22 protein-coding genes, 1 tRNA gene and 1 rRNA gene are annotated in these 24,611 nt (G+C 41.0%); 4 read left to right on the top strand and 20 right to left on the bottom strand.

Features of this window, described 5'->3' with window-relative positions:
• Nucleotides 1-71: 71 nt before the first annotated feature.
• The 3 genes from IGI49_RS09830 to IGI49_RS09840 all read right to left on the bottom strand — a co-directional run bounded on the left by IGI49_RS09830 (nucleotide 72) and on the right by IGI49_RS09840 (nucleotide 2,844).
• Nucleotides 72-1,630: ribosomal RNA gene (locus tag IGI49_RS09830) — 16S ribosomal RNA — on the bottom strand.
• 382 nt (nucleotides 1,631-2,012) lie between these two features.
• Entirely contained in the window at nucleotides 2,013-2,369 is a 357-nt protein-coding gene (locus IGI49_RS09835; RefSeq protein WP_207705474.1) for a hypothetical protein, read from the bottom strand.
• A gap of 94 nt (nucleotides 2,370-2,463) precedes the next feature.
• A complete protein-coding gene (locus tag IGI49_RS09840; protein ID WP_429964334.1) occupies nucleotides 2,464-2,844 on the bottom strand; it encodes a CvfD/Ygs/GSP13 family RNA-binding post-transcriptional regulator in 381 nt (126 codons plus the stop codon).
• 78 nt (nucleotides 2,845-2,922) lie between these two features.
• On the opposite strand from IGI49_RS09840, the gene IGI49_RS09845 reads away from it, so the two are divergent.
• Complete coding sequence (locus tag IGI49_RS09845; RefSeq protein WP_429964335.1) at nucleotides 2,923-4,089, top strand: MalY/PatB family protein; 1,167 nt, start codon at nucleotides 2,923-2,925, stop codon at nucleotides 4,087-4,089.
• 66 nt (nucleotides 4,090-4,155) lie between these two features.
• Here IGI49_RS09845 and IGI49_RS09850 read toward each other — a convergent pair whose 3' ends face one another.
• The gene (locus IGI49_RS09850; RefSeq protein WP_429964336.1) at nucleotides 4,156-4,743 is read right to left on the bottom strand and encodes a peptidylprolyl isomerase; all 588 of its coding nucleotides are present in this window, start codon (nucleotides 4,741-4,743) and stop codon (nucleotides 4,156-4,158) included.
• A 243-nt stretch (nucleotides 4,744-4,986) separates the two neighbouring features.
• Between IGI49_RS09850 and IGI49_RS09855 the strand changes: the two genes are divergently transcribed.
• Nucleotides 4,987-5,976 carry an NAD(P)/FAD-dependent oxidoreductase gene (locus IGI49_RS09855; RefSeq protein WP_207705471.1) on the top strand — a complete coding sequence of 330 codons (990 nt, stop codon included), beginning with the start codon at nucleotides 4,987-4,989 and terminating at the stop codon, nucleotides 5,974-5,976.
• A 12-nt stretch (nucleotides 5,977-5,988) separates the two neighbouring features.
• On the top strand, nucleotides 5,989-6,498 hold the full coding sequence (locus IGI49_RS09860; protein WP_429964337.1) for a phosphatidylglycerophosphatase A family protein: 510 nt from the start codon (nucleotides 5,989-5,991) through the stop codon (nucleotides 6,496-6,498).
• Between the two features lie 153 nt (nucleotides 6,499-6,651).
• On the opposite strand, the gene nifJ is transcribed toward IGI49_RS09860, so the two are convergent.
• The 14 genes from nifJ to IGI49_RS09930 form a co-directional block, all read right to left on the bottom strand.
• A complete protein-coding gene (gene nifJ, locus IGI49_RS09865) occupies nucleotides 6,652-10,185 on the bottom strand; it encodes a pyruvate:ferredoxin (flavodoxin) oxidoreductase (protein WP_429964338.1) in 3,534 nt (1,177 codons plus the stop codon).
• A gap of 15 nt (nucleotides 10,186-10,200) precedes the next feature.
• Entirely contained in the window at nucleotides 10,201-11,619 is a 1,419-nt protein-coding gene (gene gltA, locus IGI49_RS09870) for an NADPH-dependent glutamate synthase (RefSeq protein WP_429964339.1), read from the bottom strand.
• Nucleotides 11,612-12,448, bottom strand: coding sequence for a sulfide/dihydroorotate dehydrogenase-like FAD/NAD-binding protein (locus tag IGI49_RS09875; protein ID WP_207701993.1), 837 nt, complete (start codon nucleotides 12,446-12,448; stop codon nucleotides 11,612-11,614). Before IGI49_RS09875 ends, gltA begins: the two co-directional genes overlap by 8 nt.
• A 29-nt stretch (nucleotides 12,449-12,477) precedes the next feature.
• Complete coding sequence (locus IGI49_RS09880) at nucleotides 12,478-12,921, bottom strand: flavodoxin (protein WP_207701992.1); 444 nt, start codon at nucleotides 12,919-12,921, stop codon at nucleotides 12,478-12,480.
• A gap of 867 nt (nucleotides 12,922-13,788) precedes the next feature.
• Nucleotides 13,789-14,601, bottom strand: coding sequence for an RnfABCDGE type electron transport complex subunit B (locus IGI49_RS09885; protein WP_429964340.1), 813 nt, complete (start codon nucleotides 14,599-14,601; stop codon nucleotides 13,789-13,791).
• A 13-nt stretch (nucleotides 14,602-14,614) separates the two neighbouring features.
• Nucleotides 14,615-15,205: an electron transport complex protein RnfA gene (locus IGI49_RS09890; RefSeq protein WP_207701990.1), complete on the bottom strand. Its 591-nt coding sequence runs from the start codon at nucleotides 15,203-15,205 to the stop codon at nucleotides 14,615-14,617.
• Nucleotides 15,205-15,882, bottom strand: a complete 678-nt coding sequence (rsxE, locus tag IGI49_RS09895) for an electron transport complex subunit RsxE (RefSeq protein WP_429964341.1) — start codon at nucleotides 15,880-15,882, stop codon at nucleotides 15,205-15,207. Before rsxE ends, IGI49_RS09890 begins: the two co-directional genes overlap by 1 nt.
• Nucleotides 15,883-15,896: 14 nt before the next feature.
• The gene (locus tag IGI49_RS09900; protein ID WP_429964342.1) at nucleotides 15,897-16,454 is read right to left on the bottom strand and encodes an FMN-binding protein; all 558 of its coding nucleotides are present in this window, start codon (nucleotides 16,452-16,454) and stop codon (nucleotides 15,897-15,899) included.
• Entirely contained in the window at nucleotides 16,451-17,395 is a 945-nt protein-coding gene (locus IGI49_RS09905) for an RnfABCDGE type electron transport complex subunit D (RefSeq protein ID WP_429964343.1), read from the bottom strand. The genes IGI49_RS09900 and IGI49_RS09905 overlap by 4 nt, the downstream gene beginning before the upstream one ends.
• Complete coding sequence (gene rsxC, locus IGI49_RS09910) at nucleotides 17,392-18,717, bottom strand: electron transport complex subunit RsxC (RefSeq protein ID WP_429964344.1); 1,326 nt, start codon at nucleotides 18,715-18,717, stop codon at nucleotides 17,392-17,394. The genes IGI49_RS09905 and rsxC overlap by 4 nt, the downstream gene beginning before the upstream one ends.
• 433 nt (nucleotides 18,718-19,150) lie before the next feature.
• Nucleotides 19,151-19,786, bottom strand: a complete 636-nt coding sequence (locus IGI49_RS09915) for a TIGR01906 family membrane protein (RefSeq protein ID WP_429964345.1) — start codon at nucleotides 19,784-19,786, stop codon at nucleotides 19,151-19,153.
• Nucleotides 19,779-20,549 carry a TIGR01457 family HAD-type hydrolase gene (locus IGI49_RS09920; RefSeq protein ID WP_429964346.1) on the bottom strand — a complete coding sequence of 257 codons (771 nt, stop codon included), beginning with the start codon at nucleotides 20,547-20,549 and terminating at the stop codon, nucleotides 19,779-19,781. Before IGI49_RS09920 ends, IGI49_RS09915 begins: the two co-directional genes overlap by 8 nt.
• A gap of 4 nt (nucleotides 20,550-20,553) precedes the next feature.
• Nucleotides 20,554-21,147: a YutD family protein gene (locus IGI49_RS09925; RefSeq protein WP_429964347.1), complete on the bottom strand. Its 594-nt coding sequence runs from the start codon at nucleotides 21,145-21,147 to the stop codon at nucleotides 20,554-20,556.
• Between the two features lie 34 nt (nucleotides 21,148-21,181).
• Entirely contained in the window at nucleotides 21,182-22,564 is a 1,383-nt protein-coding gene (locus IGI49_RS09930) for a bifunctional metallophosphatase/5'-nucleotidase (protein ID WP_429964348.1), read from the bottom strand.
• An 84-nt stretch (nucleotides 22,565-22,648) separates the two neighbouring features.
• Between IGI49_RS09930 and IGI49_RS09935 the strand changes: the two genes are divergently transcribed.
• Nucleotides 22,649-23,107: a methylated-DNA--[protein]-cysteine S-methyltransferase gene (locus IGI49_RS09935; protein WP_429964349.1), complete on the top strand. Its 459-nt coding sequence runs from the start codon at nucleotides 22,649-22,651 to the stop codon at nucleotides 23,105-23,107.
• Between the two features lie 117 nt (nucleotides 23,108-23,224).
• Here the strand turns inward: IGI49_RS09935 and IGI49_RS09940 are convergent.
• Nucleotides 23,225-23,308 (bottom strand) — tRNA-Leu (locus IGI49_RS09940).
• A 74-nt stretch (nucleotides 23,309-23,382) separates the two neighbouring features.
• Nucleotides 23,383-24,573, bottom strand: a complete 1,191-nt coding sequence (locus IGI49_RS09945) for an AI-2E family transporter (protein WP_429964350.1) — start codon at nucleotides 24,571-24,573, stop codon at nucleotides 23,383-23,385.
• Nucleotides 24,574-24,611 lie beyond the last annotated feature (38 nt).

The following is a 24,611-nucleotide window of genomic DNA, read 5'->3' on the forward strand; positions in this document are numbered from 1 at the left end:
ACGAATAAAAACAAGCCTGTGTAGTCTTCCGTAACGCTAGGCTGCATTGCTGCATCCTAGCTTATCCTTAGAAAGGAGGTGATCCAGCCGCACCTTCCGATACGGCTACCTTGTTACGACTTCACCCCAATCATCTATCCCACCTTAGGCGGCTGGCTCCAAAAGGTTACCTCACCGACTTCGGGTGTTACAAACTCTCGTGGTGTGACGGGCGGTGTGTACAAGGCCCGGGAACGTATTCACCGCGGCGTGCTGATCCGCGATTACTAGCGATTCCGGCTTCATGTAGGCGAGTTGCAGCCTACAATCCGAACTGAGAGAAGCTTTAAGAGATTAGCTTAGCCTCGCGACTTCGCGACTCGTTGTACTTCCCATTGTAGCACGTGTGTAGCCCAGGTCATAAGGGGCATGATGATTTGACGTCATCCCCACCTTCCTCCGGTTTGTCACCGGCAGTCTCGCTAGAGTGCCCAACTAAATGATGGCAACTAACAATAAGGGTTGCGCTCGTTGCGGGACTTAACCCAACATCTCACGACACGAGCTGACGACAACCATGCACCACCTGTCACTTTGCCCCCGAAGGGGAAGCTCTATCTCTAGAGTGGTCAAAGGATGTCAAGACCTGGTAAGGTTCTTCGCGTTGCTTCGAATTAAACCACATGCTCCACCGCTTGTGCGGGCCCCCGTCAATTCCTTTGAGTTTCAACCTTGCGGTCGTACTCCCCAGGCGGAGTGCTTAATGCGTTAGCTGCAGCACTGAAGGGCGGAAACCCTCCAACACTTAGCACTCATCGTTTACGGCGTGGACTACCAGGGTATCTAATCCTGTTTGCTCCCCACGCTTTCGAGCCTCAGCGTCAGTTACAGACCAGAGAGCCGCCTTCGCCACTGGTGTTCCTCCATATATCTACGCATTTCACCGCTACACATGGAATTCCACTCTCCTCTTCTGCACTCAAGTTTCCCAGTTTCCAATGACCCTCCCCGGTTGAGCCGGGGGCTTTCACATCAGACTTAAGAAACCGCCTGCGCTCGCTTTACGCCCAATAAATCCGGACAACGCTTGCCACCTACGTATTACCGCGGCTGCTGGCACGTAGTTAGCCGTGGCTTTCTGGTTAGATACCGTCAAGGGGTGAACTTTTTACTCTCACCCTTGTTCTTCTCTAACAACAGAGTTTTACGATCCGAAAACCTTCTTCACTCACGCGGCGTTGCTCGGTCAGACTTTCGTCCATTGCCGAAGATTCCCTACTGCTGCCTCCCGTAGGAGTTTGGGCCGTGTCTCAGTCCCAATGTGGCCGATCACCCTCTCAGGTCGGCTATGCATCGTTGCCTTGGTGAGCCGTTACCTCACCAACTAGCTAATGCACCGCGGGTCCATCCTCGAGTGACGCAAAAGCGCCTTTCAAAAGAAAACCATGCGGTTTTCTTTGTTATGCGGTATTAGCACCTGTTTCCAAGTGTTATCCCCCGCTCGAGGGTAGGTTACCCACGTGTTACTCACCCGTTCGCCACTCCTTTTCTTCCGGTGGAGCAAGCTCCGGTGGAAGAAAAAGCGTTCGACTTGCATGTATTAGGCACGCCGCCAGCGTTCGTCCTGAGCCAGGATCAAACTCTCATAAAAAGTGTTTGAAACAGTCTTGCGACTGTTAAGCTCAATTTAAAAATTGATTCGCTAGCAATTGCTTGCTATGTTGTTTGCTTCTATAATAATAGAAGCGCCCTACACATTTGGTTTGTTTTATTCGTTCAGTTTTCAAAGGTCTACTTGATAAAATCGACTGTTTCTTGTTGCATCAGCAACTCTTAAATCTTATCAGATCACCAGCTGCTTGTCAATAACTTTTTTGAAACTTTTTTCGAAAAAGTTGTGTTTGTTTCTCGGCACGAATTGGCAACTCCAATAATTTACCATTTATCCAAGCACACGTCAACTACTTATTTTTATTTTCTCAAAAAAACACAGTGAATGAAAATATTCACTGTGCTCTTTGTATGTACTTCTTTTAAAAAAGTGGTACACCTTCAATTTCAAATGTATGCAAAATTTCACGTACACTATCCGGTGTTTCCCAAACAAAACCTTCAGGAAGCTCTGTTACCTCTTCTTGATTCATTTCGAAGACATATAACGGTAAACTAATACCGTTTGCTTGTGTATTTGTCAATTCAACTAAACTTATCTCATTGATGTTGATTTGAACCACACTCTTCAAAAAATTTAGGAAGCTTGCTAAAACAGTATTTTCCTTTTTGATTTCAGTACGAGCAAATTCATTTGCAGTACCTTCGTGACGAACTAAAAAGCGTTTTGATCCATCTGCTAGATTCAACATTACCGTTCCAGATACTTCTTTTGTCAAACTGATTCACTCCTATGGTAGCTACTTAGTCTCAACTGGATTCTATCATATCATATTTTCAGAAACAAAGATATTGGCTCGTGAAAATAAATTGTCAATTTTCACTCTTTGTACTGCTTAAATACCGCAAAGTATCTTCAATCCAACGAGGCATCTCATCTTGTATGGAACGAAACCCGATATTCTTGTTACGATTAGTGAAATATCGTTTTCGTTGATACGGTGATGCCGGTGGATGATTTGCTAATGTGCGTAATGATAAACTTATTTTCTGAGTATATTCATCAATATCAATGATCTGTACTTGTACCTTTTGTCCAATTTCTAAGTACTGATGAATGTTTTTAGTGAAGCCTGCTTGAATTTCAGAAACATGGATCAACCCTTGCGTATGATTATCCAGAGAAACAAAAGCACCGTATGGTTGAATACCGGTAATGTCTCCTTTTATAATTTGTCCAATTTTATATCCCATTTAGTTCCCTCTTTCCGCAAGTTTTATTATACTGTATTTACAACAAAAAAAGAAGTTTGCAAAATTAGGAGGAAAAACATGGTCAATTTTGATGAACAATTCAATCGAAAAGGTACAAACAGCGTTAAGTGGGATCAGATTTGCCATACGTATCAAGAAGAAGAGTTATTACCTCTATGGGTAGCTGACATGGATTTTAAAGCTCCCATTGGTATCATCCAAGCTTACCAAGAAATGATCGAACATGGTATTTTCGGCTACACTACAACACCAGATTCACTTTATGAAGCAATCATTGATTGGGAAAAGCATAAGCATCATTTATCAATAACCAAAGATGAGATTTTCTTTTTCAGCGGTGTACTAGCTGGATTAGCTACTGCCATTCAGGCATTCACTGAACCAAACGATGCGGTCTTGATTCACGATCCTGTTTACCCCCCATTTGCTGGGATCCTTAATGAAAACAAAAGAAAAATTGTTCGCAGCAGATTGCTTGAAAAAGACGGACACTTTGTAATGGACTACGCAGATATGGAAGAAAAAATTAAACAGAACCATATTAAACTAGCAATTTTGTGCAATCCTCATAACCCGGGCGGACGTGTTTGGACGAAAGAAGAATTAAATCAGTTTGGTGAGTTATGTCGAAAATATCAAGTCTTAGTTTTAAGTGATGAAATTCATCAAGATCTTGTTTTCTTACCAAATCAAATGACTAGTTTTTCAAATGCTGGAGATAAATTTGAAGACTTTACCATACAATTTACTTCCATGACTAAAACATTTAATTTAGCTGGGGTCAAGAATTCTGTTGCTTTTGTCAAAAACCCTAAATTGCATAAGCAATTAGAGCACAAACAAACCGAAAACTTTCAGCAAGAAATTAATACCTTTGGTTTAGTTGGTATGGAGGCAGCTTATCGTACTGGTGAAGAGTGGCTCAATGAGTTATTGGTGTATTTGCAAAAAAATATTGATGATACATTCACCTTCTTCGACAAGTATCTGCCAAAAGCAAAAATTATGAAACCTGAAGGAACTTACCTACTGTGGATCGATTTTTCGGATTATGGACTATCGGATGAGCAATTGGAGAATCAGCTTGTTCATGAAGGAAAAGTCGTGTTGAATACGGGGATTAGTTACGGACCAGGTGGAAAACAACATATGCGCTTAAATGTTGCCTGTCCTAACGCTACCCTACTAGAAGGGCTCAAACGAATCGCAACTGCCTTAAACTAAAAATAAAAAATAGACTGACCCTAAAAAAGATAGCTTTTTTAGGGTCAGATCATTAAAGAGGCTTCTTTATTCACTTATTTCAATGGTTTCAATTATGATATCATTAACTGGACGATCCTGAGGTCCACGCTTGGTAGCACCAATTGCATCAACAACATCCATTCCTTCAACAACATGTCCGAAGACAGTATGACGGAAATCCAACCAAGGAGTCCCCCCTTGTTTATAAGTTTCAACAACTTCACCAGGAAATCCAGCTTCTTCTAATTGAGTCATCATATTAGCTGGAACATTTTGGTTATTAACAATGAAGAACTGACTGCCATTTGTATTTGGACCAGCATTAGCCATTGACAACGCGCCACGTAAATTGTACACATTACGAGAAAATTCATCTTCGAATTTGTCCCCATAAATACTTTCTCCACCCATACCAGTACCTGTTGGGTCGCCCCCTTGAATCATAAAATCAGGAATAACACGATGGAAAATTACACCGTCATAGTAGCCTTTTTTAGATAATTCAACAAAGTTTTTTACTGTTTTTGGTGCTTCCTCAGGAAATAGTTGAACTACAATATCTCCCATATTTGTTTTGATTGTCGCTTTTGGACCTTTTTGATCCGCTAAATTTAATTGTGGAAATTGAGTCACAGGTATATCCTCCTTTAATTTATCTCGTTCCATCATAACAAACTTTCTGTTTTTTTCCACGTAAATTCGATTGATTGACTAGTCTTTTTTTATTTCCTTGAAACTCAAACCGGTTTAGTTGATTTTATTTCTCTGTTTTTTAGAAGGTATCGTTTCTTATCCATCCACGTTTACATTTTGGAAGGTTTCAAGAAAGTTTGATACAATCAATACCACGATAGTAAAGAAAGAAGGAAAAATACAATGGACATTTTTGATATAACGATTGTAGGAGCGGGCCCGGTAGGAATGTTCGCTGCTTTCTACGCTGGAATCCGCCAAAGAAAGACGAAACTGATTGATAGCTTGCCACAACTAGGTGGTCAGCTGACAGCTCTTTATCCTGAAAAAAATATTTACGATATTCCTGGTTTTCCAGTGGTCAAAGCTGCGGACTTGATCGGGAATTTAGAGAAGCAATTGCAAACATTCCCGCATACCTACTGCTTAGAAGAAGAAGTAATTGATCTAAAGCAGCATGATGGATACCTTGAGCTCACCACTAACAAAGGAGCTCATTATACGAAAGCCGTCATCTTAGCAATTGGGAATGGCTCATTTCAACCAAGACGTTTGCAAGTTGATAATAGCGATGTATTTGAAAATAGAGGTATTGATTACTATGTTAATGACTTGATGAAATATGCCGGCAAAAAAGTTGTCATTGCTGGCGGTGGAGACTCCGCGATTGATTGGGCTCTGATGCTGGAACCCATTGCCGAAAAAGTATCCATTGTTCATCGGCGGGATCAATTTCGTGGACATGAGCATAGTGTCGAAAAACTGAAGGACTCCACCATTGATATTCTGACGCCTTACATCGTCACTGGAGTATCTGGTGATCGCGAATTGACGACTGTGACTTTGCAAAAAGTTCGATCAGATGAGACAATGAAATTGGCTGCGGATCATCTAATTGTTAATTACGGCTTTACTTCATCATTAGACCATTTAAAAAATTGGGGGGTCGAATGCACTCGCCAGGCAGTGCTTGTGAATTCTGATATGAGTACTTCTATCCCTGGGGTCTATGCTTGTGGAGACATTACTACCTATGATGGAAAAGTAAAACTAATTGCTACCGGATCAGGAGAAGCTCCCACAGCAGTTAACAACGCTTTGCATTATATTGATCCAGAGGCTCGGAGACAACCGGGGCACAGCACTAGCTTTTTTCCAAAAATTCAAGGATAACGGAGGAATATTATGGTTTTTGAAACAACCGCACTGGAGGAGAAGGCGCGCGCGCTATTGATTGAACGGGGTGTGACCATCAAAGATATTGCAGAACTTGTTTTTTTTCTTCAAAAAGACTACATCGATAAACTAACAATGGACATGTGTACTCATAGTGTTAATCGCGTGTTAACAAAGCGAGAAGTTCACAATGCAATTATCACGGGAATTCAATTGGATAAATTAGCAGAGCAAAAATTGCTGGATTCTCCACTTCAAGAAATTCTCGAAGAAGACGAAGGGTTATATGGTGTCGATGAAATCATGGCTTTATCAATTGTTAATGTTTATGGTTCAATCGGTTTTACAAACTATGGTTATATTGATAAAGTAAAACCAGGTATTTTGAAGAAACTGAATTCCCATGATGGCAAATCAGTGCATACCTTTTTGGATGATCTTGTAGGGGCAATTGCTGCTTCTGCTGCCAGTCGTTTGGCTCATGAGGATCCCGAAACTTTGGATGACCTGATTAATTGATTTTACTAGATAGTAAAATCAGTATCCTACTCACGCAAGAGCAATCGTTTTACTTTCTATGATCAATCTTGCTGTGTATCAACAAAAGGCTCCCGTACAAAACACTCGGTATGAAAAGTGTTTTGTACGGGAGCTTTATTGGTATGAATAATTTTACTCTTTAGACTTCATTAATTCACTATAGTTTTCTAAACGTTTTTCGGCATCATCTACCGTTTGATTCAGCATTTCCTCTACCTCTGCTGTATCTTGTTTAATGTTATGCAGGGCAGAGAAACGTGTTTGACCTTCTAAGAAGTCATTCATTTTACTGAAATCAGCTTTCTTGAAGTCAATACGTAACGGATCTTTGCCTTTATCTGCTTGACGAGGATCGAAACGATACAACTGCCAATAACCAGATTCAACAGCTTCGATTGATTCTTCAATTGATTTGCTCATACCGCCACGGATTCCGTGATTGATACAAGGTGTGTAACCGATAATAATTGAAGGACCTGGATACGTTTCGGCTTCTCGAATCGCTTTCAAGGTCTGAGCAGGGTTTGCTTCGATTGCTACTTGTGCTACATAGACATCCCGATAAGTCATTGCAATCATGCCCAAATCTTTTTTCTTAGTCTTCTTACCACCAGCCGCAAATTTTGCAATTGCTGCTGTTGGTGTTGCTTTTGACATTTGACCGCCAGTGTTCGCATATAATTCATTATCCATTACAAAGATATTTACATCTTCGCCAGAAGCTAACACATGATCAATCCCGCTAAATCCGATATCATATGCCCAACCATCACCACCAATAATCCATTGGCTAGGTTTCGCAAACATATCTTTATCTTTCAAAATTGACTGCAAGGCCGGATCGTTTTCTTCAGAAAGAGTCGCTGCTAACTTGGCCGCCCGCTGTTGTGAGCCTTCACCCTCCAGCATATGATCGATCCAATTTTGCATTAAGGCTTTTGTATCTTCAGAACCTAAATCTTGAGCCAGAGCTTCATGCATTTTGTTTGCTACTCGATTTCGTTTAGTTTCATTGGCAATATGCATGCCTAAACCATATTCGGCGTTGTCCTCGAACAATGAATTACTCCATGCTGGCCCACGACCATCTACATTAACTGTATAAGGTGTCGCTGGAGATGAACCACCCCAGATTGATGAACACCCCGTCGTATTCGCAATCATCATACGATCACCGTATAATTGCGTCAATAACTTAATATAAGGTGTTTCACCACAACCTGCACACGCCCCTGAGAATTCAAGTAATGGTTGCTCAAATTGAGAACCTTTGACTGAAAACTTTTTCGCTGGGTTTTCTTTTTGTTGAAGGGTCATCGCAAAAGCCCAATTGATCGCTTGTTCTTTTTGCTCTTCATAAGACTTCATAACCAGCGCTTTTTCCTTAGCTGGACAAACCTCAGCACAAAGCCCACAACCTGTACAATCCTCCAAAGAAACTTGGATTCGGTACTTCAATCCATCTTTACCACGCATATCACGAGTGATGAAGCCTTCTGGTGCTTGCTCCATCTCTTCTTCATTCGCTAAGAATGGACGAATCGCTGCATGAGGACAAATAAACGCACACTCGTTACACATGGTACATGCTTCCGGAATCCACTCTGGAACCTCTAAAGCAATTCCGCGTTTTTCATATGCCGCAGTTCCTAATGGCATTACACCACCCAGCATACCATTTTCGATCAGGTCATTGACTGACAACTGATTGCCTTCTTGACGATTGATTGGTTCTAAAATGTTACGAACGTACGCAGGTTTACTTTGATCAGCTTTTGGCGCTGGACGAACTTCTAATTCAGCCCATTCAACCGGAATCTCAACTTTTTTCAGAGCAGCAAAGGTTTCATCAATCGCCTGCCAATTCCGCTCCACTACAACTTTCGATTTTTTCCCATAAGCAGCTTCCACTTCTCCTTTTAGTAAAGGCAGGAAGGTTTCACGATCCATGATATCTGTTAATTCAAAGAATGAGGTAGACATCACCGTGTTGATACGACCGCCTAAACCAATCTTTTGCGCAATATCCATCGCATTGATGATATAAAAATTAATTTGATGCTCTGCTAAATAGCGCTTAATCCGATTTGGTAAGGCTTGTTTAACTTTTGCTTCATCCCAAACTGTGTTAAGCAAGAATGTTCCGCCGTCTTTCAGTCCACGCAATAAATCATATTGGTGAATATAGGCATTGTTGTGACAACCAACAAAATCGGCGCCCTCTACATTGTAGGTTGACAGGATTGGATCTTTCCCAAAACGCAAATGAGAAATGGTTACCCCTCCTGATTTTTTCGAATCATAAGAAAAGTAAGCCTGCGCAAAATAGTCAGTATTGTTTCCGATTATTTTAATTGCTTGTTTGTTGGCACCCACTGTTCCATCTGAACCAAGTCCCCAGAATTTTGCTTGGAAAGTTGTTTTAGGTGTTAAATCCAATACTTCTCTCTGAGGTAAAGACATATGAGTTACATCATCATTGATTCCGATCGTAAAACGCTGCTTCATATCCTCAACTGGCAATAATAAATGATCGTAAACAGCTACAATTTGATCTGGTGTCACGTCTTTTGAAGCAATTCCATAGCGACCGCCAATAACGATCGGACGATTAGAATGGCGATAAAGCACACTTTGTACATCCAATAGTAAAGGCTCACCATCTGAACCCGGCTCTTTTGTGCGGTCTAGAACCGCTACTTTTTCTACCGTGGACGGTAATTTTTCCAACATATTTTCAGCTGGGAACGGGCGATACAAATGCATATCAATAAAGCCGACTTTACGGCCCTGAGCATTCAAATAGTCCACCGTTTGCTGAATCGCTGGTGAAGCTGATCCCATGGCTACAATAACTTCCGTTGCTTCCGGATGACCATAATAGTTAGTTAAGTCATAATCTGTACCACGAAGATCATTAATTTTCTGCATGTATTTTTGAACAATCATCGGCATTTCATCATAATAGCGATTGACCGTTTCTCTTTGTTGAAAATGAATATCCGGATTTTGCGCAGTACCTGAAACATTTGGATGATTCGGGTTCATGCCTAGCGCACGAAACTCTTCCAAAGCTTCCCAGTTCACCATATTTTTCAAATCTTCATAATCAATGACTTCAATTTTTTGAAGCTCATGACTCGTTCTAAACCCGTCGAAAAAGTTCATAAAAGGCAACTTGCCTTCAAGACTTGCTAAATGCGCAACTGCCGAAAGATCCATTACCTCCTGAACACTGCCCTCAGCCAGCATACAAAATCCGGTTTGACGTGCAGCCATAACATCGCTGTGATCACCGAAAATACTTAATGCATTAGTAGAGACTGCCCGAGCCGCCACATGGAAAACTGTCGGCAGCAGTTCCCCCGCAATTTTAAACATATTAGGAATCATTAAAAGCAACCCTTGAGAAGCTGTATAAGTCGTTGTTAAGACCCCTGTTTTTAACGAGCCGTGTACGGTCCCAGCAGCTCCTGCCTCTGACTGCATTTCAACTACCTTAACTGGCTCGTTAAAGATATTCTTACGGCCTTGTTCTGACCATTCATCTACGATTTCCGCCATGGTCGAACTTGGTGTGATCGGATAGATTCCTGCAACTTCGGTAAACGCATAAGAAATATGAGCAGCTGCCGTATTTCCATCCATCGTTTTCATCGTTTTCATCAATTTGTCCTCCGCTCAGACCGGTTGCTCCTGCAACTTTTTATTTTGAACATAGTTATCAATTTCGTTTGCTGCAATCTTACCAGCACCCATTGCCAAAATAACGGTTGCGGCTCCGGTTACAATATCTCCACCGGCATAAACACCTGGAATAGAGGTAGCACAAGTTTCTTCGCTGGCATCAATATAGCCCCATTTATTTAAAGAAAGCTCTGGGAAGGTATCTAGCAAGACTTTATTGGCCCCTTGACCAATCGCTTCAATCGCAGTATCCGCTTCAATAATAAATTCGCTGCCAGGGATTACAACTGGACGTCTTCGACCAGAGTCATCAGGCTCACCAAGCTCCATTTGCACACATTTAACGGCTACTAAGTTACCGTTCTCATCACCCATATATTCAACAGGATTTGTCAACCAGTGATAGTTTATACCTTCTTCAACCGAATGATGGTACTCTTCTTCTCGGGCTGGTAATTCTGCTAATGAGCGTCGATAAACGATGGATACATTTTCTGCACCCAGCCGTTTAGCTGAACGCGCAGCGTCCATGGCAACGTTCCCGCCACCGATAACTACAACATTTTTAGATTCCTGAACAGGTGTATCATATTTAGGAAATTGATAGCCATGCATCAAATTAATCCGCGTCAAATACTCACTAGACGAATAAACACCCTTTAAAGAAGTGCCCTTAATCCCTTGGAAATTCGGTGCACCTGCTCCAACTGACAAGTAGCACGCATCAAATTCGTCCATAATCTCGTCCATCGTAATTGTTTTTCCCACAACAACATTGGTTTCAACGGCAACACCTTGTGCTTTGATTCGTTCAATTTCGTTGTTCACAATATTTTTAGGTAGACGGAATTCAGGGATCCCATAAGTCAACACACCACCCGGTGCATGCAATGCTTCATAAACGATGACTTCATAACCCAATTTCGCCAAATCGCCGGCCGCAGTCAAACCTGAAGGTCCGGAGCCAATGACGGCAACTTTGCCTTTCTCCCCAGTGACCTCTTTGTATTCAATTGGTTGATCCAAGGCCCAATCGGCAACTAAACGTTCAAGCTTACCAATTGCAACTGGTTCAAATTTTTTCGAACGACCTAAGCGACAGACCATCTCACATTGCTTTTCTTGAGGACATACTCGTCCACAGATGGCTGGTAGATTGGTATAGCGGCCCAAAACTTCATAAGCCTTTGGCATATCGCCTTCTTCAATCGCTTTAATGAATCCTGGGATATCAATCATTACCGGACAATTTTCAATACAAGGCGCGTTTTTACATTGTAAACAGCGGCTTGCTTCCAACTGACCTTCTTCAAGTGTGTAGCCTAAAGCAACCTCATCGAAATTATGACAACGAATCTCAGGCGCTTGCTCTTTCATCGGTGTTTTTGTATAACTTCTTTTAGCCTTAGCCATTTTGACTCACCTGCTTTTCATAAATTTCATTGGCACGAAGCTCTTCTGGACGATATTGCTGCATCCGACTGATAAATTCATCCCAGTCTACCTCTTCACCAAGAAACTCCGGTCCATCAACACAAGCAAACTTAATGTTGTCTGCAACGGTTACTCGGCAGCCTCCACACATTCCTGTTCCGTCAATCATAATTGGGTTTAATGAAACATAAATCGGCACTTGATATTTTTGCGCCGTAATAGTACAAAACTTCATCATGATACTTGGCCCAATTGCCCATGCATTGTTAACAGTTTCCCTAGCAAAAACCTCTTCCATCGCTTGAGTAACCAGACCTTTTTGTCCAACTGATCCATCGTCGGTCATTAGAATCAATTCGTCCGAGTATTTTTCGCACTCTTCAGTTAGGATCAAAAGCTCCGCATTTTTCGCTCCTAGAACAGTAATTACGCGATTGCCCGCTTCCTTTAGGCCTTTTACAATTGGGAATAGAGCAGCAATCCCCACTCCACCACCGACTAAAAGAACTGTTCCATAGTTTTCGATGTCTGTTGGTTTTCCTAAAGGACCCACAACATCACTCAAGGATTCACCTTCCATTACAGTTGCTAATTGCGCCGTTGATTTTCCAATCACTTGAAAAATCAGGCGAACTAAGCCTGTTTCTGAATCAGTATCCACGATCGTCAAAGGAATCCGTTCCCCCTGATTATCGATCCGTAAAATGACGAATTGTCCTGGTTTTGCTTTACTGGCGATTCTTGGAGCATCGACATAAATTTCAAATTCTGTCGGTGCCAATTCTTTTCGTTTCACTACTTTAAACAAATTATCACCCCAACCTTTTCCTGAATCCCCTACGCTTCAGCTAAAGACTTAACAAGTGCTTTTAAAACTTCCTCATCTTCATCATCCGCATCGTTTTCGATCATCACTGTTTCACCAATCTTTTTAGCACCTGTTTTTGCAAAAGCTTCGTCAAAATCGATAGCAGCTTGACAGAAATAATCAGGATACAACTCGCTATCTCCACTTCCAACAACTGCATATACTTTTCCAGACAAATCTTGATCCGGTAATTCTTCATAAAAATCTTCTAAATCAAAAGGTCGTTCGCCATCACCATCAGTATAAGTAGCTAATATACAAATATCTGCATCTTCATAAAAATCTGCTTCTGCATCGTCTGCTTCAACACGTTCTACTTCTACTCCAGATTCTTTTAAAACATCCTCCAAAATTTCTGAGATTCCTTCTGTGTTTCCAGTATTGCTTGCGTAAACAATTTTCGCTAATGCCATGTTTGTCATCCTTCCTTTTGTGTATGATTTTGTATCAATAATCTTTATTGAGTATTGACAAGTCTTAAAAGCGCTTTATTTAAAAAGCTAGATAACCGATAATACTGCCAGAGCAAACTTCTATTCTTGCGCATCTAGTCTTCATTTTAAGACTAAATAGGTGAAGTTAAACAGTTGAAAAAAATGATTAAGCTAGCAGTAAGTAATTCGTATCAAGATAATTATAACAAAAAAAAGCAGAGATTGTGGCAAAACTAGCAAATGATAATGAGAACTGTTCTCAAAGAAGTTTTTCCGTTTTATCATCATTCTGTAATGTATATGAACAGTGGTTTTATTGAATGTATTGCATTTTTCTCGATTTTTATAAATAAGAATAGTTCTAACTCTTATGCTGTTTTATATTAAAAAAACGAATCTGTTATATATCAGAAACAGAAAAATATCTACTGTTATATAACATAGTATTTTTAACTCCGTAGGTTTACTCTATTCGCATTCAGATTAAATTGAACTAGAAATTAGAAAAGGTTTCGTTCCGATCTTCTTATCTATAAAAAAATGATCCTGTGACTATAAGAATGTCACAGGATCTAAAAAAAATAAGCGGTGTAACCGAAGCAATCTTACGTTCCGATTCGATTTTCTCAAATGTTACGCTCCAATGGGCGAGTCTTCGAAGGTTTTCAGAAATAAAACGGATGATCGCCAAAATAGGAAAACCTGTCTTCGGAGTACTATTCTTAATGCGTTACAGCAAAACGACTGCGTGCGCCGACATACCTGCTTAATTCCCGTAGCTGAACGCCTAGGCACATCATCATTCAATTCAACTATTTTTTCTAATTTGGAATCAGCCTTGGAAAATCAGCTTCCGACTGTTTCCTTCAGAGGCATCTCCAAAATACAGTTCTGCGGACAGACTTCTCGACACTCACCACAGTTGGTACATAATTCTGGATCAATTACTGCCACATTATTCTCCATTTGAATCGCTTCCTGCGGACAGGCCTTCACACATCGATTGCAGGTGATACACCCCACACTACAGATTTTCCTTACGCCCCCGCCTTTTTCTTGATTTGAGCAAGCAACAATCGACGTGTCTTCTGCCGGCAGCATGTTTATTAAACTTTTTGGACAGGCAGTGATACATTTTAAGCAACCGACACATTTATTGGGGTTGATTTGAGCAACTCCATCAATTATATCAATCGCATCGTAATCACATACGACTTTACAATCGCCAAAGCCCATACAACCAAAGCGGCAGGCTTGTGGTCCCCCAAAGATTTGATTAGCGGCATAGCACGTTTCGGTACCAGCATAGTCCATTTTTTTATTCGTAACTTCACAGGTCCCATTACAGCGTACAAATGCGGCAATCTTTTGAACCTCTCCAACTTCCACACCTAAGATTTCTGACAAAACCTGACGAGTAGACAATCCGCCAGGAGTACAGTTCGTTACGCCCGCTTTACCTTCCGCCATAGCTTTAGCATATCCATCACAGCCAGAAAATCCGCAGGCACCGCAATTAATTCCCGGCAATACGTCTCGCAGAGCCTCTTCTTTTTCATCTACTGGTTTATGGAAAATGATGGTCGCTACTGAGAGAATGACTCCTGCGATTAACCCCATTCCACTGACAATGCTAATAGGTATTATGATTTCAGCCATTTATTTACACCCCCTATTGGAATAGCCCTTCTGCTAAACCAGCAAATCCTAAAAACGATAAAGCAACAAGTGCTGCAGCAACCAACGTGATCGGTAGTCCTTGTAATGATTTAGGAATATCATTTCCTTCCAAACGTCCACGGACCCCTGCAAAAATCACCATAGCTACTAAAAATCCCACCCCAGCAGCAAATGCGTTAACGATTGATTGAATGTAGGTATAGTTTTTTGAGAAGTTCAAAATAGTCACACCCAGCACCGCACAGTTGGTAGTGATCAATGGCAGATAAATTCCCAATGCATTATATAAGGGAGTCATGTACCGTTTCATTATGACCTCAACTAACTGAACTAGTGCAGCAATCGTTAAAATGAAGACGATCGTTTGCAAATAGTCTAATCCTAAAGGGACTAACAAGGAGCTGTAAATTGGATAAGTAACCAAGGTCGCTAAAACCATAACAAAAGTGACCGCTAAAGACATTCCAATTGCAGTATCCAATTTTTTTGATACGCCCAGAAAGGGACAGATTCCCAAAAATTGTGACAAAACAAAATTATCTGTTAAAATTCCCGCTACTAAAATAGTTACGAAAGTCTGCATTACCTGTCACCCTCCTCCCCTTCACAAACTGTTGTACAGGCTTCAGAAATTGGGCAGGATGAACAGTCTACTTCCTTAGTGGTACGGTCTCCCAATTTATTCGCTACCATAACTAGCATGCCAAATACGAAAAATCCTCCTGGAGGCAGCAGCATGATTGTCATTGGTGGAACAAAGCCAGCTGTAATTGAAAATCCCAATAACGTACCGCTTCCAATTAATTCACGAATTCCCCCCATACAAAGAAGAGCCATTGTGAAACCAACACCCATTCCTAAACCATCTAAAGCTGAATGAACGACCGGATGATTTTTAGCATAAGCTTCTGCACGACCCAGAATAATACAATTTACTACGATCAAAGGTAAATAGATCCCCAGTGTCGCATCTAACGCAGGTGCCAATGCTTTAACCATTAATTGGACCACAGTCACAAAACCAGCAATAATCGTGATAAACGCAGGAATTCTTACCCGATCAGGAATCACTTTACGCAGAAGGGAGATCACGATATTTGAGCTAAAAAGTACAATTGTCGCTGCCACTCCCATCCCTAATCCATTCATAGCAGAGGTAGTTACTGCCAAAGTCGGACAAGTACCTAACACGAGACGCAAAACTGGATTTTCAACAATTAACCCTTTTGTAAAAATAGCAGATAGCTTTTCTTTTTCCATGGAATCTCCCCCCTTTATTTTTCTGAAGCTATTACTTGCTCAAAAAGAGCAAGAGCCTCTTCGACCGATTTTGCTACAGCCTTTGAAGATTTCGTTGCTCCAGTAACTGCTTCGACCTGATTTTCTCCCGTTGGCGTGCTTTTCACAACTTCCGGCAAACCAATCAGTCCAGAAAACTGATCAACAAATCCCTTTTTCGTTACATTTTGCCCCAAACCCGGGGTTTCATTTGAAGCATCTAAAATATCAATTCCCACAACTTTACCTTCTGAAATAGCACTCATGACACTCACCTCGCTGCCATATCCATAAGCATTGGTTATAAAAAGATAACCCAGAGTTTCTCCCGATGAGTCGAGAGCCTTGAAGGCCTGATTTTCCCCGGAAACTTTCACTTTCTTAAAATTATCTGCTTTAATCAGCTTGTTCATGACCTTTTGTGTTTGGGCCCATTCTTGCTCTGCGATGCGATCTTTGAATGCAGCACGTGTTCCTGCAACTGCAAAGGTAACTACCAGACAAATGATAAAGAGACAGAGTGTGTCTGAAAAGATCACGTTTGATTTTTTCATTTTGCTTTTGCCTCCTCACCAAAGACTTTCGGAATTGTAAGATTCTCAATATGAGGAACCAGGATATTCATTAATAAGATGGCATAAGAAACTCCTTCTGGAAGAGCAGCAAAAAAGCGAATCAAAATCGTGATGATACCGCAACCTATTCCAAAAATAATCTTGCCATTCCTAGTGACAGGAGACGTGGTATAATCCGTTGCCATGAAAAAGGCTCCTAATAATAACCCGCCTGACATTATTTGATACAACAGGTTGTCACCTAGCAAAACTGAAAGGATCGCAACAGTTCCAATAAAACAAAGCGGGATAATTGGCGATATTACTTTTCGAGCAATTAGATACCCCCCACCTATCAGCAGAGCTAATACACAGGTCTCTCCCAAACTTCCGGCCCGTATCCCTAAAAACATATCCATTAACGATGGAATTTCTTGTCCGGTCTGACGAGCAGAAAAATAGGTAGCTGAAGAAATCACATCTACCCCTGCTGCCATTCGATAATCAAATGGCGGCTGCCAAGTACTCATTTGAGAAGCAAAAGACATTAAAAGGATAATCCGTGCTGTAATTGCTGGATTAACAAAGTTTTGTCCTACCCCACCAAAGAATTCTTTTACAACTACGATCGCAATGGCTCCCCCTAAAGCAGCCATCCAAAAGGGCAACGTTACTGGCAAGTTCAACGCTAATAAAATCCCGGTAACTACTGCAGTTAGATTATGAATGGTATCTGGTCGTTTAAAAATTTTTCTAGTGACATATTCACTTAAGACACAGGCAGCCACCGTTACTAGAATCAACATAAGTGCACGAAAGCCAAAAATTATGGTTGAGGCAATGATAGCGGGAGTCAAGGCAATAATCACATCTAGCATAATGCTGCGGCTGCTGCGGCCACAATGCAGGTGAGGTGAAATGGATACAGGTAGCTTGTTCATTTGACTGCCTCTCTTTCCAATAATTTGGCTTGCTTCATTGACTGAACCAATTTTCGTCCCGCGGGGCAAACGTATGCACAGCACCCGCATTCCATACAGGCCGATACATTTAGCTTTTTCAAATTTTCTAGATCTTTATTCCGCGCACAACGTTCGATTTGAACCGGCAATAACGACATAGGACAAGCAGTCACACAGCGCCCACAACGAATGCACGGAGACTCTTCCGGCAGTGCTTGTGTCTCCGACAAAATAGTGATTGCATTCGTTTGCTTTGTAATGGGCAGATCAAGCGAATATTGAGCAATCCCCATCATAGGGCCTCCTAAAATCACTTTGCTGGGTTCATCAATAAACCCATTACAAAATTTTACAATTTCACTGATAGGTGTTCCGATTGGGGCAACAACATTCTTAGGTGTTGCAACATTGCCATCCACTGTAACCCTCTTTTGAATCAATGGAAGACCAGTTTCAAGGTATTCCTGTAAACGAGAAATCGTGGAAATGTTCATGATTAAACAGCCCACTTCAGATGGAAGTTTGCCTGGTGGGATTTTGCGGCCTGTTGTTGCATAGACCAACATTTTTTCTGCTCCTTGAGGATATAGAGAAGGAATTTCCATTATATCAATGGCTGGATCAAGATCTGCCAATTCATTCAACCGATCTCTTAAAATTTGTAATCCTTTTGGTTTGTTACTCTCAATCCCCACTACCCCGTGGGAAATATTCAACTGCTTCATGACTACCTGCATCCCTGCAATGATCCGTTCCGGATACTCTAAACTTTCTCGATAATCAGAAGTAATAAAGGGCTCGCATTCCGCGCCGTTAATAACCAGTATATCGATCGGTGTCTCTTCCTTAATCGCAAGCTTTACATGCAAAGGAAAACCAGCCCCGCCGATTCCTACCAAACCGCTATCTCTTGCAGCATTCAATAGGTCATCTTTAGAATCGATTTGAATAGGTGCTGGTTCTTGTGCTCGCGTATACAACTCATCATTTTCGATGTGGATGGCGTCACAGGTTTGACCATTTGCTAATAAAACCGGCTTGATTCCTTTTACCTTTCCAGAAACAGAGGCATGAATTGGAGCAGACACGTACGCTTTTGAGTCACCAATTACTTGGCCGACCGTAACAATCTCTCGCGACTTAACAGTAGGCTCACACGGACCGCCAATATGCTGCTGCAAGGGAATGATAACTATTTTGGGCGGTTCTATTATAACGCTTTCATTTTCTGCTGTATTTTTATTATGAGGAACCTTCACACCTCCTTTAAATTTTGCCATTGCTTTCACTAATGTTTTCATACACAATCCTCCCTGTAATAAGAAGAGTCTCTATAGCTCTTGTCCAGCTCGTGAAACTAGTCGTTACTATCGCTGACAGATTAATAACTCTGCTTGTGAAATCATTATCAATAAACCGACTAAAAAGTTCTTTACCACGATTCTTATTTGTTATTATTATACCCTTATATAAAGCCTTTTCACAATCGATTCCAGTGAGAATCGTTCTTAGTAATGCTAAAAAAAACGATATCCTATTCATATTTTTCAACAAAAAAGAACAACTATCCTATTAAAATACTTAATAAAGAAATTAGTCAGCTTCCCCTGTGTCAGTGTAAACTTTCAACAATTACCCTTGTTTACCACTTTTGTAACAAACTAAAAAAAAACGATGTACTCAACTAGAAAGTTAAGTACACCGCTTTAAATTTTTTCTCAAAAATTATTCGTTTTAAACCTTTTTTAAAGCATATTTTCCAATCAGTATTTGTAAAATGAAAAAAACCTCTAATAAAACGAAAAACAGAACGAAGCTATGCAGGAAAAATTCCTCTGGCAATACGTTGATGATGGGATCGGTTGCTGGATTAAATATCCAAGCATCATTGTTAAAGAAGATTCCATGGAAGGCCACAAAGAATCGATCAAAACCCATTGCCATCACAACAGCCACAATTAAGGGGATCCCCACCGCAATTTTAAAAGGCTGAACCAACGTCCACAAGCGTTTCTGCTTAATCAAGTGCCGCAAATAGAGAATGCTGGGAATCAAGGTAAACACAAGTACGCCATAATTTAACAGAAACAAACGCTTAACTTCATAGAAATGTAGCGCACCACTCGCTGAGACCGGAAAGTCTGGTAAAGCCAATTCCGTGATCCAGGGTGTATTCAAATAACGCATTAAGTGATAGAAATTCGTTAGTAATTCCTTTTCGGATACCGTTGTATAATTCAACAGATCTAACTGCTGGATATCCCACTGATAGAGCCAGCGGGCATTAATAGTCAACGTAATCGCCAAGGTCAACAGGGTTAACGACCAAAAAACTAATCCCACTCTTTCCCAACGCTGCCAGCTATGCATCAAAATTCCACTCATCTAAAGATTCAACAACATAAGTTGGCGGAACGGGTAGATTGGGAACGTCTTTCTTTTGGGTAAATCCCGAAAGAACCAGTAAGGAATCAATCCCGTTGTCAATTCCAGCTCGAATATCTGTCAAGTAATTATCTCCTACCATGACCACATCCGATTTTGCCAAACCTAAAAGTTCAACAGCTTTATCCATGATAATCACTTCAGGTTTTCCAATGTAGATTGCTTTTTGTTGAGTAGCAGTTTCTAAAAAAGCAATGACAGAGCCTGCACCAGGAAGCAGTCCCCGTTCAGTCGGGATGTTTTTATCGGAATTCGTCCCAATAAACAGTGCACCCTTTTGAATTGCTAATGTGGCCACGACAAATTTTTCATAAGTTACTTCATTATCTAACCCAACCACCACATAATCTGGTGCAGTTTCGTCCCATTCAAAGCCAGCAGCTAAAATAGGATCTCGCAAGCCTAATTCGCCAATAATGTAAACTTTGTTTCCTCTATTGGCCTCCTTCATGAAATCAATGGTTGCCAACGTCGCAGTATAGACCGTTTCTGCTGTAACGTGAATATCAAATTCATTCACTAAGCGAGCCGCAACTGTTTCAGGTTCCTTGGTCGTATTATTAGTTAAAAAGCGAAATGGGATTCCACGCTGCTGAAGTTGTTCAACAAAACGCCGGCCAGCAGGAATCGGTTCTTTTCCACGATAAATCGTACCATCTAAATCAATCAAATAACCTTTGTATTTCATAGTTTTATTGCTCTTCTCTTTGGCGAATGACAAAACGTCCATCGTTTTCTTTTGTTTTCATCGCCGCTTCTTTTTTTGGTTTACGGTTCTTGATTACTGGTTTTTTCTTAGTATTTTCTTTGACAGGAGTCTTCTTTTCTTCAATGTGGGCTTGGTTCGTGCTGCGGCGTTTTTTCCGTTTTTTACGATTGTTGTTTTGTCGCTTGACGCCCATTCGTTCAATGACGAAATATGCACAGCCAAAGTTGCAATATTCGTATAAGTAATCTTCTAATGTATCAATACGTTGTTCAGCATTGCTTTTTCGATCATCTACTCGGAAAAATCCTTTTAAACGTAGTTGATCGTAACCCCAATCGCCGACAATATAATCATAACGAGAGAGCACCTCGCTAAAGCGTTCACCTAATCGTTCTGCATCAAAGCCTTCGCGATAGTCTACCGCTATCCGGTATTGGCGTTCACCGATTAATAGGTTTGTCTCATCCACTCTTACGACAAGCTCACCTTTTTTCTTCTCTTCAGCGGGGGCTTCGACGATTTCTTCCAACGCTTCTGCCACTTCATCGGTCACAGTTTTATTTTCTTTAGTTGTCATCGTTTCACCACCTGTTTGCTATTATACCTTGTTTTCATTGGATTGGGTAGTGAGCTTTTAGATAGTCCCCCAATACGCTGCGAATAAATTCAGGGAATAAAAACTCAGCAGTCCCAGCTATTTCAATTGTCGGAAAGAATGGTAGGAACATATAATGATCCACCGTTGCAATAGTGTAGTTTGCCGTTGGATCGATTGGCTCACCTAGCCAGCAGACTTGATGGTTAACCGCATCGAAGGATACACCTTCATACACCAAATGTCCAAAAACCTTCCCTCGGAAACCCATACCGATTACTGGGAAATTAATTAGAAAATGACGGTTCTTTTCCATTTCCAAAATTAAGCGGACCAGTTCATTCCCCGTCAGAGTCACTCGAATCAAATGCATCGGATGTGGCAACGTAGTATGAAGCTGATCTTGATTCACAACTCCGGCGGGAATATCGCTTAAAAAGAGACCCGAATTCAAAATAGCAACGTCAGTCTCAGCCTTTTCTTTTACTGCATGCAAAGTATACTCAATCATCGGATGTTTCCCATGAATATCCACACTCATGGAAAATGGCAGATCGGCTACCACCTTCTCAGAAAGCAATTGATGGCCTTCCGTTAAATACCCGGTAATTTCTACTTGATCCTCTGGCAGCTCCAACATTTTATCAGTCGCATAAGTGTGAGCAGAGGTTCGCAGGATCTGATGTTCATCATCCAGATAGATGTGCACCTCTCCAACATAATAACCATACTTACCTGCTGCAGCCACCTGAACATTGCCAATCTTTTCGCCCTGCTCAAATAAATGATGCGTATGGGATCCTAAGATCACATCAATCTCAGGATGTGCCCGAGCAATGGAACGATCCGCACTTATACCCAAATGACTCATCAATACTAGTACATCCACCTGCGACCGCAGCTGTGCAATCAAATCCGGCATCATATCCTCCACCTGGCGAATATCCCATCCATTCGGATTGTAAGTTAATGGAAAGGGAGCGGTAAAGGCAATCAGCCCTATCTTTGTTCCATTTTCTGTCGTAATGATCTTGTAAACCTTTGACCACTCTGGGGCTTGCAGCGTAAGTTTATCAAATAAATTATCTAGAATCACATCAAAATTGGCATCATCGTACAAATGATTCAAGTCGTCTTTGGAATTCCCAACTCCTTCATTATTACCGATTGTTGCCGCATCATAGCCGATTTGATTCATTAATTCAACATTGGCTTGTCCATTGGTAGCCTCCGTCAAGGGGTGCCAGCGATCAACAAAATCCCCAAGATCAACTGTAATAACCGCCTGATTGTTATGCTGATCCTCTTGTTGACGCGCTTGCAAAAAACGTCGAATCTTAGGCCAATTTTCCAGGTGAGAATGTAAATCGTTCGTATGTAAAAGAATAATTTTTTCCATAATTTCGCTTCTCTCTTACCGCTTTTTATTGGTTCTATAGTACCATAATCGTACGATAATTATTGAACAGGAGGCACTTATTCCATGAAATTTGATACTTCTTTAGGCACTCTGTGGTTAGATGCTAACGAACATGCGTTAACTACTGTTTCCTACACTAAGATTTCTGAATCAAAGACGGCAAATCCAGTCATACTTGAACAAGCAAAAGAAGAAATTCTGCAGTTTCTTGATGGCCAACTAACCGCCTTCACTGTACCTTATGAATTTATTTACGGTACTTCCTTTCAACAAGAAGTTTGGCATGCCCTTGCCCAAATTCCTTATGGCAAAACATGTTGCTATCAGGATATCGCGGAACAAATCCAACGACCGAAAGCGGTTCGTGCAATCGGCCAAGCCAATCGAAAAAATCCCTTACCGATTATTATTCCCTGCCATCGAGTCATCGGAAAGGGTGGCCAACTCACTGGCTACTCCGGATCAAGTGCAGAAGGCCTAGCTATTAAGCAGCAGCTGTTAACAGTTGAGCAGAATGAATAAAAAAACGAATTACATTAGGACAGCTTTTCATCCATAGGTAGGATGAAGCGAGCTGGTACTAATTGTAATTCGTTTTTTCTATCAAGATACTGTGTAAAATAAAGTCTTTTTATTCAATGCGGCCGAGAAGACTCGAACTTCCACGGTATTTCTACCACTAGCGCCTGAAGCTAGCGCGTCTGCCAATTCCGCCACGACCGCATGAATCTAGAGTAAATCAAAGACAGACATTTTGCAATGATTTTTATCCTAAAACTAGTCAAAATCTGAAATATTTAGTCGTTAATATATTCATCCTGTGAAAATTCAGTGTCTTCATATTCGCCATCATCCTTGCCATAATATCGATTATACCGCTGTTTGAATTTGCGAAATAAGAATACGCCGAAAGCTTTGATAATTGCATATGTCGGCACTCCAAAAACTAAACCGAATAGACCAAACAGATTCCCCATCACCAATAAAACCAATACTATTGTCACTGGATGAACCCTTAGCTGTTCGCCTAATACCTTAGGCTCAATTACATTACCGTTGAGCACCTGTTCAATAATCCAGACAACAATTAATGCCAACAACAATTGAAAAGATTCCAGCAACGCAATCACCGCACAGGGAATAAATGCAATGAAAGGTCCTATATATGGGATAAAAGAAGTGATGGTCACTAATAATGACAAGGGTAACGCGTAAGGCATGCCAATAATTAGAAAACCAATAAAGACGATTAAACCGTTCGCTAAAGCTACAATAAACTGCCCTTTCAAATAGTTGCCTACCTGAATATCAAGAATTCCCCCCAGTTCATTGGCATCTTCTCGGAATTTTGGCGGCATCAGCTTGAGAAAGTAATGCTTAAACTTCTTTGCATCCTTTAATAGGAAGAAGGCAATAATTGGTGCTGTCAGCAAGATGATAAAAAAGCCGCTGACGGTTGAAAAAAGATCACCAACAAATTGTTGAATGTCACCTAGAGAATCAGATAAAATATTAATAACCTGTCCCACTACATCTTCTAACGAGCCAAAAAATTCTTGCGCTGGTTCTTCAAACATCGTTCCAGCAACAAAATTCTGAACCGTATTATTGAAGTTATCAACATGCTGTGGAAAATCGTTTACCAAGCTAAGCGTTTGACTATAGATTCTAGGAACTGCCCAGATTCCGAAGGCGACAAGTAGTAGAACCAGAGTTAAGCCAATACCAATAATCGTATAAATTCGCTTAACACCTTTCACCTCAAAGTAGTTAACAATTGGGTCCAGTAAATAGTACAAGATCAATGCCAATAACACGGGAGCAAACAACGTTCCTAGAATAATTCCTACTGGCTCAAAAATGAAGCGCACCAAGTAGAAAATGAAGATTAAGGCCCCTAACAGTACACCAGCTATTAAAGTAAAAATTAAGTTGCGGCCACCGATAAATTGGATCCAGCGGGTCGCTTTTGTCGAAGGTCGTTCCATTTTTTATCAAATCCTTTTTCTTTCATTGTAACGAAACA

The sequence above is a fragment of the Enterococcus sp. AZ071 genome, assembly GCF_050499065.1.
Taxonomy (GTDB): domain Bacteria; phylum Bacillota; class Bacilli; order Lactobacillales; family Enterococcaceae; genus Enterococcus_A; species Enterococcus_A ferrettii.